The 14,915-nt window shown below is 70.9% G+C and carries 15 protein-coding genes; 7 read left to right on the forward strand and 8 right to left on the reverse strand.

Going from position 1 to position 14,915, the window contains the following annotated elements:
• The first annotated feature begins 22 nt into the window (after window positions 1–22).
• Together ACQRWP_RS22825 and ACQRWP_RS22830 are read left to right on the forward strand one after the other, a co-directional pair.
• The gene (locus ACQRWP_RS22825; protein ID WP_430497588.1) at window positions 23–1,402 is read left to right on the forward strand and encodes an FAD-dependent oxidoreductase; all 1,380 of its coding nucleotides are present in this window, start codon (window positions 23–25) and stop codon (window positions 1,400–1,402) included.
• Between the two features lie 72 nt (window positions 1,403–1,474).
• Window positions 1,475–2,443 (forward strand): LacI family DNA-binding transcriptional regulator, encoded by a 969-nt coding sequence (locus ACQRWP_RS22830; protein WP_425700653.1) that lies wholly within the window; start codon window positions 1,475–1,477, stop codon window positions 2,441–2,443.
• A gap of 123 nt (window positions 2,444–2,566) precedes the next feature.
• On the opposite strand, the gene ACQRWP_RS22835 is transcribed toward ACQRWP_RS22830, so the two are convergent.
• The 4 genes from ACQRWP_RS22835 to ACQRWP_RS22850 all read right to left on the reverse strand — a co-directional run bounded on the left by ACQRWP_RS22835 (window position 2,567) and on the right by ACQRWP_RS22850 (window position 6,291).
• Window positions 2,567–3,520: a carbohydrate kinase family protein gene (locus tag ACQRWP_RS22835; RefSeq protein ID WP_430497589.1), complete on the reverse strand. Its 954-nt coding sequence runs from the start codon at window positions 3,518–3,520 to the stop codon at window positions 2,567–2,569.
• On the reverse strand, window positions 3,517–4,782 hold the full coding sequence (locus tag ACQRWP_RS22840; RefSeq protein WP_430497591.1) for an AGE family epimerase/isomerase: 1,266 nt from the start codon (window positions 4,780–4,782) through the stop codon (window positions 3,517–3,519). Before ACQRWP_RS22840 ends, ACQRWP_RS22835 begins: the two co-directional genes overlap by 4 nt.
• A 235-nt stretch (window positions 4,783–5,017) precedes the next feature.
• Window positions 5,018–5,443: a nucleoside deaminase gene (locus ACQRWP_RS22845; protein WP_091405997.1), complete on the reverse strand. Its 426-nt coding sequence runs from the start codon at window positions 5,441–5,443 to the stop codon at window positions 5,018–5,020.
• Window positions 5,440–6,291 (reverse strand): LLM class flavin-dependent oxidoreductase, encoded by an 852-nt coding sequence (locus tag ACQRWP_RS22850; protein WP_430497593.1) that lies wholly within the window; start codon window positions 6,289–6,291, stop codon window positions 5,440–5,442. The genes ACQRWP_RS22845 and ACQRWP_RS22850 overlap by 4 nt, the downstream gene beginning before the upstream one ends.
• Window positions 6,292–6,384: 93 nt before the next feature.
• Between ACQRWP_RS22850 and ACQRWP_RS22855 the strand changes: the two genes are divergently transcribed.
• Window positions 6,385–6,843: an Lrp/AsnC family transcriptional regulator gene (locus ACQRWP_RS22855; RefSeq protein ID WP_430497594.1), complete on the forward strand. Its 459-nt coding sequence runs from the start codon at window positions 6,385–6,387 to the stop codon at window positions 6,841–6,843.
• Between the two features lie 19 nt (window positions 6,844–6,862).
• On the forward strand, window positions 6,863–7,765 hold the full coding sequence (locus tag ACQRWP_RS22860) for an aminoglycoside phosphotransferase family protein (RefSeq protein ID WP_430497595.1): 903 nt from the start codon (window positions 6,863–6,865) through the stop codon (window positions 7,763–7,765).
• 121 nt (window positions 7,766–7,886) lie between these two features.
• Here ACQRWP_RS22860 and ACQRWP_RS22865 read toward each other — a convergent pair whose 3' ends face one another.
• On the reverse strand, window positions 7,887–8,696 hold the full coding sequence (locus tag ACQRWP_RS22865) for an Fpg/Nei family DNA glycosylase (protein ID WP_430497597.1): 810 nt from the start codon (window positions 8,694–8,696) through the stop codon (window positions 7,887–7,889).
• Between the two features lie 211 nt (window positions 8,697–8,907).
• Between ACQRWP_RS22865 and ACQRWP_RS22870 the strand changes: the two genes are divergently transcribed.
• The 3 genes from ACQRWP_RS22870 (at window position 8,908) to rocD (ending at window position 12,369) form a co-directional block, all read left to right on the forward strand.
• The gene (locus ACQRWP_RS22870; protein WP_430497599.1) at window positions 8,908–9,813 is read left to right on the forward strand and encodes a thrombospondin; all 906 of its coding nucleotides are present in this window, start codon (window positions 8,908–8,910) and stop codon (window positions 9,811–9,813) included.
• A 526-nt stretch (window positions 9,814–10,339) separates the two neighbouring features.
• Window positions 10,340–11,155, forward strand: coding sequence for a dimethylargininase (ddaH, locus tag ACQRWP_RS22875; protein ID WP_181518433.1), 816 nt, complete (start codon window positions 10,340–10,342; stop codon window positions 11,153–11,155).
• Window positions 11,155–12,369 carry an ornithine--oxo-acid transaminase gene (gene rocD, locus ACQRWP_RS22880; RefSeq protein ID WP_354943239.1) on the forward strand — a complete coding sequence of 405 codons (1,215 nt, stop codon included), beginning with the start codon at window positions 11,155–11,157 and terminating at the stop codon, window positions 12,367–12,369. Before ddaH ends, rocD begins: the two co-directional genes overlap by 1 nt.
• Before the next feature lie 53 nt (window positions 12,370–12,422).
• On the opposite strand, the gene ACQRWP_RS22885 is transcribed toward rocD, so the two are convergent.
• The 3 genes from ACQRWP_RS22885 to ACQRWP_RS22895 all read right to left on the reverse strand — a co-directional run bounded on the left by ACQRWP_RS22885 (window position 12,423) and on the right by ACQRWP_RS22895 (window position 14,901).
• Entirely contained in the window at window positions 12,423–13,577 is a 1,155-nt protein-coding gene (locus ACQRWP_RS22885) for an FHA domain-containing protein (RefSeq protein ID WP_430497600.1), read from the reverse strand.
• Complete coding sequence (locus ACQRWP_RS22890; protein WP_430497602.1) at window positions 13,574–13,867, reverse strand: 4a-hydroxytetrahydrobiopterin dehydratase; 294 nt, start codon at window positions 13,865–13,867, stop codon at window positions 13,574–13,576. Before ACQRWP_RS22890 ends, ACQRWP_RS22885 begins: the two co-directional genes overlap by 4 nt.
• Before the next feature lie 383 nt (window positions 13,868–14,250).
• The gene (locus tag ACQRWP_RS22895) at window positions 14,251–14,901 is read right to left on the reverse strand and encodes a hypothetical protein (protein ID WP_430497604.1); all 651 of its coding nucleotides are present in this window, start codon (window positions 14,899–14,901) and stop codon (window positions 14,251–14,253) included.
• Between the last annotated feature and the right edge of the window lie 14 nt (window positions 14,902–14,915).

Consider the following 14,915-nt stretch of genomic DNA (forward strand, 5'->3'; position numbering starts at 1 on the left):
CACCGCGTGACAGGATGAACCCGTGGCGCAACGGCTGATCGTCATCGGCGGGGACGCCGCCGGAATGTCGGCGGCGTCCCAGGCCCGACGCCGCCGTGACCGTGGCGACCTGGAGATCGTGGTCTTCGAGCGAGGTCACTTCACCTCCTACTCGGCGTGCGGCATCCCGTACTGGATCAGTGGCCTGGTGCCCGGTCCCGAGGCGTTGATCGCCCGGGCCCCGGAGACGTTCCGCACCGAGTACGCGATGGACGTCCGGATGCGCCACGAGGTCACGGCCATCGACCTGAAACGCCGCGAGGTGGTGGCCCGGGACCTGAAGGGCGGCGGCGAGGTCCGTGAGCGCTTCGACGACCTGATGTACGCCACCGGCGCGGTGCCGGTGAAGCCGCCGTGGGCGATCACCGACGCGGGCGGTGTGTTCGGCATGCAGACCCTCGACGACGGTGCGGCGCTGCGCGACTGGCTGGACGCCGACCCGCAGCCCCGCCGGGCCGTGGTGGTCGGCGGCGGGTACATCGGCGTCGAGATCGCCGAGGCCCTGATCCAACGCGGCCTCTCGGTGACCCTGGTGGAGGCGGGCGAACAGCCCATGTCGACGGTCGACAGCGACATGGGCGAGCTGGTCGCCGAGGCGATGCGCGGCCTCGGCATCACGATCCGCGGCGGCCTGCCGGTGACCGGCCTAGAGGAGCGGGACGGCCGGGTGTCCGCCGTGGTCACCGCCGAGGGGCCGATCCCGACCGACGTCGTGGTCATGGGTCTCGGCGTACGCCCCAACACCGCACTCGCGGAGGCGGCCGGGCTGCCCCTCGGGCCGACCGGCGCGATCCGGGTGGACCGGCGGATGCGGGTGCCCGGGCACGCCGGGATCTGGGCGGCCGGTGACTGCGTGGAGACCCTGCACCGGGTCAGCGGGTTGCCGGTGCACGTGCCACTCGGCACGCACGCCAACAAGCAGGGCCGGGTCGCCGGGATCAACATCGGTGGCGGGTACGCCACCTTCACGGGCGTGATCGGCACGGCGGTGACCAAGGTCTGCGACCTGGAGGTGGGTCGGACGGGTCTGCGCGAGCGCGACGCCACGGCTGCCGGCTTCGAGTTCGTCTCGGTGATCGCCGAGTCGACCAACCGGGCCGGCTACTACCCGGGCGCCCGGCCGATGACGGTGAAGCTGATCGCCGAGCGCCCCAGCGGCCGGTTGCTCGGCGCGCAGATCGTCGGTTGGTCCGAGGCGGCCAAACGGATCGACTCGCTGGCCGTGGCGCTGTGGAACGGCATGACGGTGGACGATATGACGCAGCTGGACCTGGGCTACGCTCCGCCGTACGCGCCGGTCTGGGATCCGGTGCTCATCGCCGCCCGAAAAGCGGTCGACGCGCTCGCCGCCCTCGACCGCTGACCCGCGCCCGCCGTGGAGGACCACCCCGTGACCCAGACCCCGACCCGGCCGACCGTGCGTCGGCGTCCCACGATGGTCGACGTGGCCCGGCGGGCCGACGTCAGCCTGAAGACGGTCTCCCGGGTCGTCAACGACGAGCCGGTGGGGCAGGAGTTGGTCGGCCGGGTGCTGGCCGCGATCGCCGAGCTGGGCTTCCGGCGTAACGACATCGCTCGTAACCTGCGCTCCCGGCAGCTCAACGCCACCGTCGGGCTGTTGATCGAGGAGATCGCCAACCCGTTCTACGCGACCATCGCCAGCGTCGCCGCCGAGATCGCCGCCGCCCACGGCACCATGCTGATCACCGCGTCGTCGGAGGAGGACCCGGAGCGGGAACGCGCCCTACTCCAGGACTTCACCCAGCGCCGGGTCGACGGCCTGCTGGTGGTACCGGCGGGCCTGGACCACTCGTTCCTGCGTCGCGAGGTCGAGCTGGGCATGCCGGTGGTGTTCCTGGACCGGCCGCCGCAGGGGCTGCAAGCCGACGCCGTGCTGTTGGACAACCGAGGTGGCAGCCACGCCGGGGTGAGCGCGCTGCTCGACGAGGGACACCGACGGGTGGGGCTCCTGCTCGGCGCGCCGAGCGTGCCCACCATGCGGGAGCGGCTGGCTGGGGCACGGGCGGCGCTGGACGCCGCCGGGGTCGAGCCGGACGAGACGCTGATCCGTGAGCGGCTCATCGCTCCCGAGGAGGCCGGGCGGGCGGTCGCCGCGCTGCTCGACCTTCCGGAGCCGCCCACCGCGTTCTTCTGCGCCAACAACCGACTCACCGTCGGCGCGCTCCAGGAGCTGCACCGGCGGGGCAGTGACGCCGCGCTGGTCGGCTTCGACGACTTCGAACTGGCCCACCTGATGCCCCGACCGCTGACCGTCGTCGCGTACGACACGAGGGAGCTGGCAAGAGTCGCCACCGAGCGACTGTTCCAACGAGTAGCCGGCGACGACACCCCACCCTCAACCACGGTCCTGCCCACCAGACTCCTGAAGCGCGGCCTGACCTAACCCCCCGCCCCCGCCCGCGCCCCCGCCCGCGCGATCTTGCAGTTTCGGTTGCCGGCTTGCGGCAGATGGCCAATTTTGTCGCGACAGAAAATGCAAGATCGCGGGGGGCGGGGCGGGACGGGGTTAGCTTGCGGGGTTTAGGAGTTTGTCTACCTCGGCGCGGGTCGGCGGGTCGGCGCCCCGGCGGCCGCAGGTCAGCGCGGCCACCGTGGCGGCCTGCCGGAGCACCTCCGCCCACTGCTGCGGGGTCACCGCGGCGAGCCGGTCGGCCGGTCGGTCACCGAGCGCGTCGAGGTCGGCCAGCGCGGCCAACAGGCCCCCGGTGAACGAGTCGCCGGCACCGACGGTGTCGACCACTGTGGTGCGGACCGCTGGCTCCTCGTGCAGCGAGCCGTCCGGCGCGAGCAGCCAGGCGCCGTCCCCGCCCCGGGTCACCACGGCGCAGGACACGCCGGCCGTATGCCATTCGGTCATCACGTCGGCCACCGAACGGTCCGGGTAGAGCCAGGCCAGGTCCTCGTCGCTGGCCTTGACCAGGTGCGCGAGGCGTATCTGCCGGCGTACCCGCTCCTGCTCCGCCGACCGGTCGGTGACAATGCTCGGCCGCAGGTTGAGGTCGATGGAGACGGTGAGCCCGTCGCGCTGGCGTTCCCGGGCGAGCAGGCCCTCCAGCGCGTCCGCGCCGGGCGCCAACGCGAGCGCGAGGGACCCGGTGTGCAGCGCGATCGCCGGTGACCCGGCCAGCTCGGGCAGCTCCTGCGGCGTCCACTGCCAGTCGGCCGCGCCGGCCAGCCGGAACTCGTAGCTGGCCTGCCCGGCGGCGTTCAGGGTGGCCACCGCTACCGACGTGGGCTCCTCGGCGCGTACCGCCCACTCCAGGTCCACCCGGTTGGCGCTCAGATGCTCGACGAGTTGCCGACCGTACTCGTCGCTGGCGAGGCGAGCCAGCAGCCGTACCGGCTGGTCGAGCCGGGCCAGGGTGACCGCGACGTTCGCCGGGGAGCCACCCGGGACGGCCCGCTGCCCCTCGGCGGTGACGACCAGGTCGATCAACGCCTCACCCGCGACGACGATCACGCGGTCACCTCCCCGGGAGCGAGCGGGCCGGGGCCGCCGAGCCCGTCGGCCGCGCGGGACAGCAGTACCGCCTGGTAGGCGTGGTAGACGTCCGGTCGGCCGTGCCAGACCGTGTCGGCGGGCAGGTTCTGCGCGTCCAACTCGTGCCGCCATCCGGTCTGGTCGATGAGGCTGCGGCGGGCGTACGCCCAGAAGACCCGGTACCAGTCGAGGTAGACCGTGTCCCCGCTGCGGCGGTGCAGGGTGATCGCCGCGCCGATGGCCTCGGCGAGAACCCAGTGCATCCGGGAGCGCACCACCGGGCGGTCGTCCCAGTCGATCGTGTAGACGAAGCCGTCGGCACCGTCGACCGCCCAGCCGCGACGCACGGAGGCGGCGAACAGGGAACGGGCGTCGGCGAGCAGCCAGCGGGGTGGCTGCGGCAGCACCGCCTCCAACTCCAGCAGCAGCCGGGCCCACTCCAGCCAGTGCCCGATGGTGGAGCCGTACGGCCGGAACGGGTCGGCGGGCTGGTCCCGGTTGTAGTCGGGCAGCGGCGTCCAGTCGGTGGTGAAGTGCTCGGGCAGCCGCCAGTCGTGCCGGGCCGCCTCACCGTGCACGAGGTGGGTGGCGATCCGCAGGGCCCGGTCGGCCCAGCTCGCGTCGCCGGTCGCGGCGGCAGCGGCGAGGAACGCCTCGACCATGTGCATGCTGCTGTTGGCGCCCCGGTAGTCCTCGGTGACCGTCCAGTCCCGGTTCCACGATTCGCGGACCGCGCCGGCCTCGTCGTCCCAGAACCGGTCCCGCACGACGGCCAGCACGTCGGCGAGCAACCGGTCCGCTCCGGGCCGGCCGGCGCGTGCGGCGCTGGAGGCGGCGAGCAGCACGAACGCGTGGTCGTAGCCGGCCTTGCGGTCGTTGACGGGCGTTCCCTGCTGGTCCACCGCGCCGAACCAGCCGCCGTACCGGTCGTCGCGCAGGAGCGTGCTGAGTGCGGCGATCCCGTGGTCGACCAGGGCGGCGGCGTCCGGGTCTCCGTTGCGGTGGGCGAGGGCGGCCACGTGGGTCATCCGGCAGGTGATCCAGGTGTGGATCGGTTCGCCGCGGTCCGGGGTGCGGTCGTCGGTGAGCCACCAGAAGCCGCCCTCGGGCCGCACCGAGCGGCGGGCGGTGTCGAGCAGCGTCCGGGTCTGGTCGACGAGGAAATCGTCCAGATCGGGGAGGTCTGGTGACCCCGTCGGAGTGGGGGTCGTTGCGGCGTTAGATCGGGGCACGTCGGTCATTTCAGCTGGTCACCGTCGGGTAGGAAAGGGACATACGGCCAGGATCGGCGGACGGACCGGGTCCGCGCCGCAAAACGGCCAACGGTACGCCACGAATCGACTGGCCGGAGTCGGCACGCGGCGCGGAGCTTTGCTCCCATTTGCCCGTTGACATCGTTGTCACTGCTCAACCCTGCTCCGGCAGCCCGCCGACTGTCAATTCCGGCTGCGTCACACCGCCCCGGGACAGCTCCGATCAGTAGTAGTCGTCGATCGGCTGGCGTGCCTCATCGAACAGCGCCGGCCCCTCGTAACGGACCGGGGGCAGCGGCGGGGTGGCCGGCTTGACCTCCTCGAACTGCTCGGTGGACAGCGCGTACACCACTCGACCGAGGCCGGATCGGTCGATCGCCGTCGCGCACATCGCGCAGGGCTGGCAACTGGTGAACATGGTGGTGCCGGCGGCCACCTCTGGGGAGAGTTCCCGAGCCGCCCAGCGGGCCAGCTTCAACTCCGGATGGGCGCTGATGTCCGCGTCGGAGACCACAGTGTTGTGGTCCTCGATCAGGACGACGCCGGCCGCGTCGACCAGCAACGAGCCGAACGGGCGTTCGCCGGAAGCCCCCGCCCGCCTGGCGATTTCCACTGCGTGGCGGAGAAACTTCTCGTCGTCGGGGGTCATCGATCCTCCTGGGTTGCGTGATGTGCGGCCACGGCCGCAAGGGTCCGCCAGGCGCGTTCGGGCTGGCGGATCTCGGTCAGGTCGCCGTTGAACGGGTCCAGCACCACCGTCTCCGCGCCGAGCGCGCGAAGCTGGTCGAGGTCGGCGACGATCTGATCGATGGTGCCGACACCGGCGAGCCGGTCCGGGCCGGTCACCGGATCTCGGGTCTCCTGGAGCGCGATCCGCGGCACCAACGCGGGCACCGGGCGACCCAGCTCGTCGGCGATGGCCGTCAGCCGTCCGAGCGCCTCGGCCAGCCGTCCCGGCGTGACGCGCAGCGGGTGCCAGGCGTCACCGAGCAACACCGCGCGGCGCATGCCGGCTTCGCTGTTGCCACCGACCCAGATCGGGATCGAATCCGTGTCGTAGTCGTCGGTGTCCTGCCAGGCCGCACGCATGGTGTGCAGGTACTCGTCGGTCAGCGCGCCGCGCTGCCGGAACGGCACGCCGAGCGCCTCGAACTCCTGCCGGGCCCAGCCGACGCCGACACCGAGGACGAGCCGGCCGCCGCTGAGCCGGTTGAGGTTCGCCGCCATCCGGGCGGTGAGCAGCGGATGCCGGTACGGCACGATGAGCACCGTGGTGCCCAGCCGGACCCGGCTGGTCACCCCGGCCAGCCAGGACAGCGTGGTGAACGGCTCGTAGAACGGCGCCGGATACTGCTCGGCCACGTCCGGGGTCACCGCGATGTGATCGGAGACCATCAACAGGTCGAAGCCGAGACCCTCGACTGTCTGCGCCCACCGCCGCAGCACGTCGGGGTCGGTTCCCGGGGCGAAGTTCGGTACGTTCACGCCAATCTGCACCCGTCCACGCTAGTCATTACGGACCCAACGTGGGAACGCCATGATCCCTGCCTACGCTGCCATCTGCCGTTGATTCACCGGTAGATTGGCCCGGTGGCCGAGAATCTTGACAATCTCGATTGGTCGATCCTGACCGAGTTGCAGGGCGACGGCCGCTTGCCGATCACCGAACTCAGCCGCCGGGTCAAGTTGAGCGCGTCGGCCACCACCGAACGGGTGAGACGGCTGGAGGCGACCGGCGTCATCAGCGGCTACCGCGCCGAGGTCGACCTGTCCAAGGCGGGCTTCGCGGTGCTGGCGGTGGTCAGGCTGAAATACCCCGGCAGTCGGCACGAGCCGCTGCACCGACTACTGGATCGGCGGCTGGAGATCCTGGAGTGCTTGCGCACCACCGGGGACGACTGTTACGTGCTGAAGGTGGCAGCCACGTCGATGGCGCACCTCGAACAGATCATCAACGATCTCGCCGGCTTCGGCAGCACCACCACGAACGTGGTCTACAGCGCCACACTGCCCTATCGCGGCCCACGCCTGACGCCGCAGCGGTCGTGACGGGACGGTGGCTGGCCCGATGGATCTACCCGAAGGGCTCGACTGGGTACGCGGAACACCCGCCGGCCGCGCCTGGCTGGCCGCACTCCCGACGTGGCTGACTGAGTGCGCCGAGCGGTGGTCGCTGCGGGTCGGTCCGCCCTTCCGGCAGGCGTACGCCTCACTCGCGCTCCCCGCCGACCTGCCCGACGGCACGGCGGCGGTGCTGAAGCTCCAGTACCCCGACGAGGAAAGCCGGCACGAGGCCGACGCGTTGACCCACTGGGACGGCGACGCGGCGATCCGTCTGCTCGCCCACGACCCCGGGCGGCGCGCCCTGCTGCTCGAACGTTGCCAACCCGGCACTCCCCTGCACGACCTTCCGCTGGACCGGGCGCTGGACGCGGTGATCGGGCTACTCCCCCGGCTCTGGCGACCGGCCGGCGCGCCGTTCAGCCCGCTGGCGCAGGAGGCCGCGGGTTGGATCGACCGGATGCCCTGGGCCTGGGAACGGGCCGGTCGACCGTACGAGCGGCGGCTGCTGGACGCGGCGCTCGACCTGCTCACCGGCCTGGCGTCGAGTCAGGGTGAGCAGGTGCTGGTCAATCAGGACCTGCACGCCGGCAACATCCTCGCCGCCGACGCGCTCGCCGGCGACCGCGGGCCGTGGCTGGCCATCGACCCGAAGCCGCTGATCGGGGAGCGGGAGTTCTCGGTCGTGCCGATGGTGCGCGGCCCGGAGTTGGGCCACTCACCGACCGCGGTCCGGCACCGGCTGGACCGGCTCAGCACCGAACTGGGGCTGGACCGGGAACGGGTCCGGGGTTGGACGATCGGGCACACGCTGGCCTGGAGCGTCGCCGACGACATCATCTTCCCCGAGAAGATCGAGGTGGTCCGTTGGCTGCTCGACGCCAACCGAGGTCGGGCTCGGCGATCCTGACCCAGCTCCGCGATCTTGCACTTTCTGTCCCGACCTAGGGTGCATATCCATCCATGTCGACAACAGGAACTGCAAGATCGGCGCCAGGCGGGCGCCGAGGGCGCGGGACGGGCAGGGCGGCTCAGCCGGCCTGGCAGGTACGGCACCAGTACAGGTTGCGGCCGGCCAGCTCGCCCCGACTGACCTCGGTGCCGCAGACGTGGCAGGGCGCTCCCGGGCGGCGGTAGACGTACACCTCGCCACCGTGCCGGTCCACCCGCGCCGGCCGGCCCATCGCCTCCGGCAGGTGCGTGTCGCGGACCGTGTCGATCCGGCCCTGCTCGACCGCGAGCCGCATCAGCCCGACCAGGTCGGCCCAGAGCGCGTCCCAGCCGGTCCTGGTCAACTGTCGGCCGGGCATCGTGGGCGGCAGCCCCGCCCGGAACAGCGCCTCGGTCACGAAGATCAAGCCGGTGCCGGCCACCACCGACTGGTCCAGCAGCAGCGCGGCGAGAGGGGTGGGGCTGCGGGCGATCCGGGCGTAGGCCCGCTCCGGGTCGACGTCGGCGCGCAGCGGATCCGGCCCGAGGCGGTCCCGCAGCGCGGCCACCTCGGGTGGGGTGAGCAGCTCACAGGCCGTGGGCCCGCGCAGGTCGAGCCAGTGCCGGTCGCTGGCCAGTCGCAGCCGCACCTGCCCGACCGGCTCCGGCGGCTCCCCCGTCCCGTCGGTGAACTTGCCGTACAGCCCGAGGTGTACGTGCAGGGTCAGCTCGCCGGCGTAGTGGTGCAGCAGGTGCTTGCCGTACGCCTCGGTGCCTTCCAGCACGGTCCCGGATAGCCGGGCGGCACCCTCGGCGAAGCGGCCCTGTGGGCTCACGGCGTGCAGCTTGTCCCCGGCGAACAGCTCGGCGTGCCGGGCCGCCAGGCGATGGATCGTGTGTCCCTCTGGCACAGGTGCCAAGGATAGCCAGCCCCGCCCGACCGGACCGCGCGCCGATCGGCTCGGGCCCGCCGCCGCGCCGGGACCAGGGCCGGTCAAGGCCGGTCTTGGCGGCCGTACCCAGGATTGGTGTCAGGAAACGCCCAGGTGGGTATTTGGGGGGCGACACCGCGTGGGTGCCACCCTTTCCGTCGGCCACCACGCATTCATCAGGAGGTGTGTAGTGGTCAGGATTCCTTCGCTGTCCCGCCGGTCCGAGCCGGCACCGAAGCGGGACGAGAACCTCGACGGCCGCGTGGACGGCCGCGACACCCCGGTCACCGAGACCGGTCAGTCCGACGACAGCGCCGGCCGCCCGGTGGTCACCGACCGGGACGCCGACCAGACGACGTACCGCAGCGCCGGCGCGACCGGCGGCCAGACCAGCGAGGCCGAGCGGCGAGCCAACGAGCGCGCGGCGGTGGCCAGAGCCGCTACCGCGCGACCGGCGGAGCCCGAGCCCCGGGGTACCGCCCGCCCGGTCGCGCCCGAGCCCGTGAACGGCACGACCCGGCCCGTCGCGCCCGAGCCCCTGAACGGCACGACCAGCCCGGTCACGCCCGAGCCCCGCACCGGCACCGGCCCCAAGGTGGAGACCGAGTCCCGGCCCGCCGTCGCCCCGGCCATGGCACGCACCGCCGAGCGGGACGCCGACCTCGACAGCACCACCCGTCGGCCCGACACGACCGACCGGGACACCACCGACCGCCCGGTCGACCCGACCCCCGGCGTGAGCACGCCCGAGCCGCCGGTGACGCGTGGCCCGAAGCCGCGAGCCAGCCTGCTCGCCACCCTCGGCCTGATCGTGTCGGTCGTCGGGGCGATGTTCGTGCTGACCGGGACCCTGGCCGGGTACGGCATCGGGCTCGGCGCGTTCGGTGCGGTGCTGGCGGTGCTCGGTCTGATGGCCACTCGTCGCCGGCACGTCGCCGGCAAGACCGACGCGCTCTTCGGCGTGCTGATCGGGTTGGCTGCGGTCGTGATCGGGGTGCTCGCGATGACCGGCCAGTTCGACTGGCCGACCACCGACGGCGACTGGGTGTCGCGCTTCCGAGAGTGGCTTGACTCACAGTTTGTGGATCGTTTCTAGCGGGCACTGTTCCGCTCGCCGGTGATGCACCGGCGAACAGCCGGCGATTCGCCGGCAGCCCGATCAGTCCGGTGGTTCACCGGCCGGGCGACACCCTTTCAGGGGCGGCGGTTCGCCGCCCCTGAAGTGTTTCCGGGGCCTGACAGTCCCGATGGATCGGCTCGCTGACCGACAAAGCAGACCCTGGTTGAGCGACGGCCCGACCACCTCTGCACGCCACTTTGCTCTGCTTCACTCCAGGCGACACCGCATGTCCGGTATCGGACGTGACTGGTGCGCCCGGTGAAGCAGAGCAAAGGCCGCGTGAAAGGCCTGCGGCGGGGTGGCCCGGAACACGAATCCCGACCCAGGCAGGCTTGCACGCAACGATTCGCGGTCGGATGCCGTCCAGACGCAACGAATGTTCGGTCTGCGCAACTCTCGGTGGTGGATCCTGCCGCTGACGCCGCATACCGTTGAACAACGGCGCCAGCCCGTGGGCCACGGTGGCCGGGGCGCGCCCGACCCTGGGAGCAGGACAATGACGATGGACGCCACCAGCCAGCGCCTGTTGATGTGCCGGCCGACGTACTTCGCCGTCGATTACGCGATCAACCCCTGGATGGACCCGAGCGCGCCGGTCGACGCCGCGCTGGCCGTCCGGCAGTGGGAGCAACTGCGCCAGACGTACCTCGACCTGGGCCACACCGTCGAGGAGATCACTCCGGTGCCCGGCCTGCCGGACATGGTCTTCGCCGCCAACGGCGGCACCGTGATCGACGGCAAGGCGATGGCCGTGCAGTTCCGGGACCCGCAGCGCGCCGACGAGGCGCCCGCGTACCGGGCCTGGTTCGAGGCCGCCGGCTTCGAGATGTACGACCCGAAGCACGTCAACGAGGGCGAGGGCGACGTCCTGCTGGCCGGTGACCACCTGCTGGCCGGCACCGGCTTCCGCACGGCGCACGCCGCGCACGCCCAGTTGCAGGAGGTCTTCGGCTACCCGGTGATCACCATGCAGCTTGTCGACCCGCGCTTCTACCACCTGGACACCGCGTTGACCGTGCTCGACGAGCGGACCGTGGCGTACCTGCCGGAGGCGTTCTCCCCGGGCAGCCAGGCCGTGCTGCGCCGGCTCTTCCCCGACGCGGTGCACGCCACCATGGCCGACGCCGAGGTGCTGGGGCTGAACGCGGTCAGCGACGGGCGGCACGTGGTGCTGCCCGCGCAGGCCACCGACCTGGCCGCCAAGCTGCGCGACCGGGGCTACGAAACCATCGGGGTCGACCTGTCCGAGCTACGTAAGGCCGGCGGCGGACCGAAGTGCTGCACGCTGCGACTCCGCCAGGGAAAGGCAAGCAAGTGATCGTGGATGACAAGCTGCGTACGCCGGGAGCGGTCCGGGACGCCGAGCGCTGGACTGCGCACAACTACCACCCGTTGCCGGTGGTGATCTCGTCCGCCGAGGGCGCCTGGCTCACCGATGTGGACGGCCGCCGCTACCTGGACTGCCTGGCCGGCTACTCCGCGCTGAACTTCGGTCACCGGCACCCGCAGCTGATCGCCGCCGCGCACGCCCAACTGGACCGGCTGACGCTGACCAGCCGGGCGTTCATCCACGACCAGTTCGCCGACTTCTGCCGGGAGCTGGCCGAGCTGTGCGGCAAGGACCTCGTGCTGCCGATGAACACCGGCGCCGAGGCGGTGGAGACCGGGATCAAGGTGGCCCGCAAGTGGGGCTACCAGGTCAAGGGCGTGGCCGCCGGGCAGGCCAACATCGTGGTCGCCGAGGGCAACTTCCACGGGCGGACCACCACCATCGTGAGCTTCTCCACCGACGAGGACGCCCGCGCCGACTTCGGGCCGTACACCCCGGGGTTCACTGTCGTGCCGTACGGCGACCTGGACGCGCTGACCGCCGCGATCGACGAGAACACAGTGGCCGTGCTGCTGGAGCCGATCCAGGGTGAGCAGGGTGTGGTGGTGCCGCCGGAGGGCTACCTGCCGGGCGTACGCCAGGTCTGCACCGAGCGCAACGTGCTGTTCATCGCCGACGAGATCCAGTCGGGTCTGGGGCGTACCGGCGCGACCTTCGCCTGTGACCACGAGGGCGTCGTGCCGGACATGTACCTGCTCGGCAAGGCGCTCGGCGGCGGCATCGTGCCGGTCTCCGCGGTGGCCGCGAACGCCGACGTGCTCGGCGTGCTCAAGCCCGGCCAGCACGGCTCCACCTTCGGCGGCAACCCGCTCGCCTGCGCGGTGGCCATCGAGGTGGTCCGGCTGCTGGCCACCGGCGAGTTCCAGCGCCGCTCGGCCGAGCTGGGTGAGCGGCTGCGGGCCGGCCTGGAAGGGCTGGTCGGCAAGGGTCTCGTCGGGGTACGCGTCCGTGGCCTGTGGGCCGGTCTGGACATCGACCCGGCGCTGATGAGCGGTCGGGAGGCGTGCGAGCGGCTCGCCGAGCGTGGCGTGCTCGCCAAGGACACCCACGGCTCCACCATCCGGCTCGCCCCGCCGCTGGTGATCACCGAGGAGGAGATCGACCTGGCGGTGACCCAGCTGGCCGAGGTGCTGGCCGGCTGACCCAGGAACGTGGTGAAAGGCGGGCGTCGGGGTTCCGGCGCCCGCCTTTCGCGTCAGGGGCGGGGTAGGCGCATGGCCATCGTCGGGGCCTCGGCCATCACCGAGGTGGGGGTGAACGGGGCGCCGGTGGGCAACTCCTCGGCCCGACCGATCTGCACCCCCGGGTACAGCTCCACCATGTCGTTCTCGCCCAGCACCCGGGACTGCTGCGGCGCCAGCGGGATCCGCTCCGACTCGGTCATCGAACCGGCCGGGCGGATGCCGGAGCCGTTGGTGCTGACGTCGGTCACGATGACCTCGCCGACGCGCAGCTCGAAGCGGACGTGACCCCGGCTGATCCAGCGCCGGGCCTCGTCGTTGAGCCACTGCCCGAGCATGATCCCGCCGTCCTGCTCGGGAGCCCGACCAGCCACGATCGGCTGCTCCTCGCTGAGCACGAACCGCCGTCGGACCAGACCGCCGACGCGCACCGCGAGCACCTCGGTACGCGGACGCGGGCCGGCGTCACCGAGCCGTACGCCGTGCCGGGGGCAGGTCGGCACGCCGTTGCGCAGCGCGGGCGGCGGCTGCGCGGCGGGGCTGCGGTCGGCACCCCCGGCCAGGTCGGCGAACGCGCCGCCCCCACCACCGCCGCCGAACAGCGCGCAGCCCGACTCCGGGCAGCGCCACTGGCGGGCCAGCAGCTTGGCACCGGTCGGCGACCGCTTGCCGGCCACCGGCGAATGCCCACCACCGACGTGCGCGATGAACACCGGGCCGCCGGCGCCCGGCACCGGCGCGACCACCCGACCGGGCTGCTCGACCAGCCACGGGAACCGACCGCGCAACCCGTCGAAGCGGACCCGGCTGAGCACCGGCAGACCGAGCAGGTCGGCGACCTCCAACATCCGGTCACCCGGGTTGTCGAGCACCTCGACGAGCCCGTCGTCGGCCCAGCGGCGGACGACCATCCGCTCGTTCGAGGTGAGGTCGGCGTCGGAGAGCAACGCCCGGTGCACCACCGCGTAGACCTGGACGCTGTCCTCCTCCAACTCGCGGGAGAGCGCGTCGATGACCATGCCGAGGCGCAGCAGGCTGGCCGGCCGACCACCGTCGATGTCCTGGTAGCGGATCACCTCGGCCAGGTCGATCACGGCTCGGGCCAGTGACGGGTCCGTGCAGACGCGACCCTCGATGGCGTCCAACACCTTGCTGATCTCAAATCTCATGCCGCGCTCCGGACGATGTCGTCGATCCGCCCGGCCAGCTCGATGTCCCGGTGGGTGACCCCACCGGCCGAGTGCGTGACACAGCGGAAGATCAGGGTCCGCCATCGGATGTCGATGTCGGGATGGTGGTCGAGCTCCTCGGCCACCGTCGCCACCCGGTCCACCACCGCGATGGCCGCCGGGAAACTGCCGAGCTGGGCGGTACGGCCGATGCCGGTCGGGTCACCCGACCAGTCGGGCAACCGGCTCAGCTCTTCTCGCACCGCATCAGCGGTGAGCAGGTCTGCCATGACCAGACCCTACCGGTGGCGCGTCCAGGGAGCCGGACGCGCCACCGTGAGACGGGACAGCGGGGCGATCACTTACTTACAGCCGCAGACGCTCCGCATGCCTGTCAGCAACTTCCCATAGGCACCCATGCGATGCTCAGTAAGCTTGTTGAACTCCTCAAGGCGGACTAAACGGAATTTCGAATTCGATACGTGGGCTTCCCCCGGAGCCTTGCAAGTCATACCGCTGGGCAGCGCCGCTGACCTTGTCCAGGAACGAGGAACTCATCCGAAGCACTCAGACGCGCAATCGTGCACATACTGGAAGCTTGAGGGCCACTTCGATCACAGCGACCATCCTTCAAGAACTCGCACAACCGGGTATCGGAAAAAATTCTCATTACTCAAGGTAGCCGCATTCCGAGACTCGCCTCGCGATCAGGAATACCTGAATAGACGATCGCGACTAAATCGTCCGGATGGCCGGAGATGAGACAAATCCCGCGGCTGACAAGGACGACCCGCTCGGCATCCATGAGCCAACTCTCCGAATGTCCTGAGACTCCCGGAAAAGATGGCATCGACAATAGATCGAGTGATGAGACCTCGGATCCTCTTAACTTCCGTATTTCTTTCGCTACTCCGCGGATCTCATACTCAAGCGCCAGCGACTCAATCCATCCCTCCACAGACGCGTAAAGTGGAATGAATTCGGTGTCCCCCACACCGAAGGCGCCATCGGGCCCAAGAAGGAAGTCATAGAAGACGGAATAACGGGCAGGGCCTGCCTCAAGATATCCGCCGTCCGACCAATGCCCAGCAAGCAGATCGGGGCCGAGATATTGTGGACCGCCGTTAAACAGTATTGATGGTGGAAGATATAGATCACCCCACCGCCGCTCATAGTCCACAGCTCGCAGAACTAGCCCCTCGTCGAACCCTTGCTCGATCCAATGCGCCGCGGACCGCTGTACTCGATTACTAGTGACTCGCTGCCCATGCGCTCGCACAAATGAAAGGGCACGCCGAGACAAGGCGCCTTCCGGTAGATCCATCACGACGCACCCTT

This window comes from Micromonospora trifolii, assembly GCF_050516465.1.
Lineage (GTDB): Bacteria > Actinomycetota > Actinomycetes > Mycobacteriales > Micromonosporaceae > Micromonospora > Micromonospora trifolii.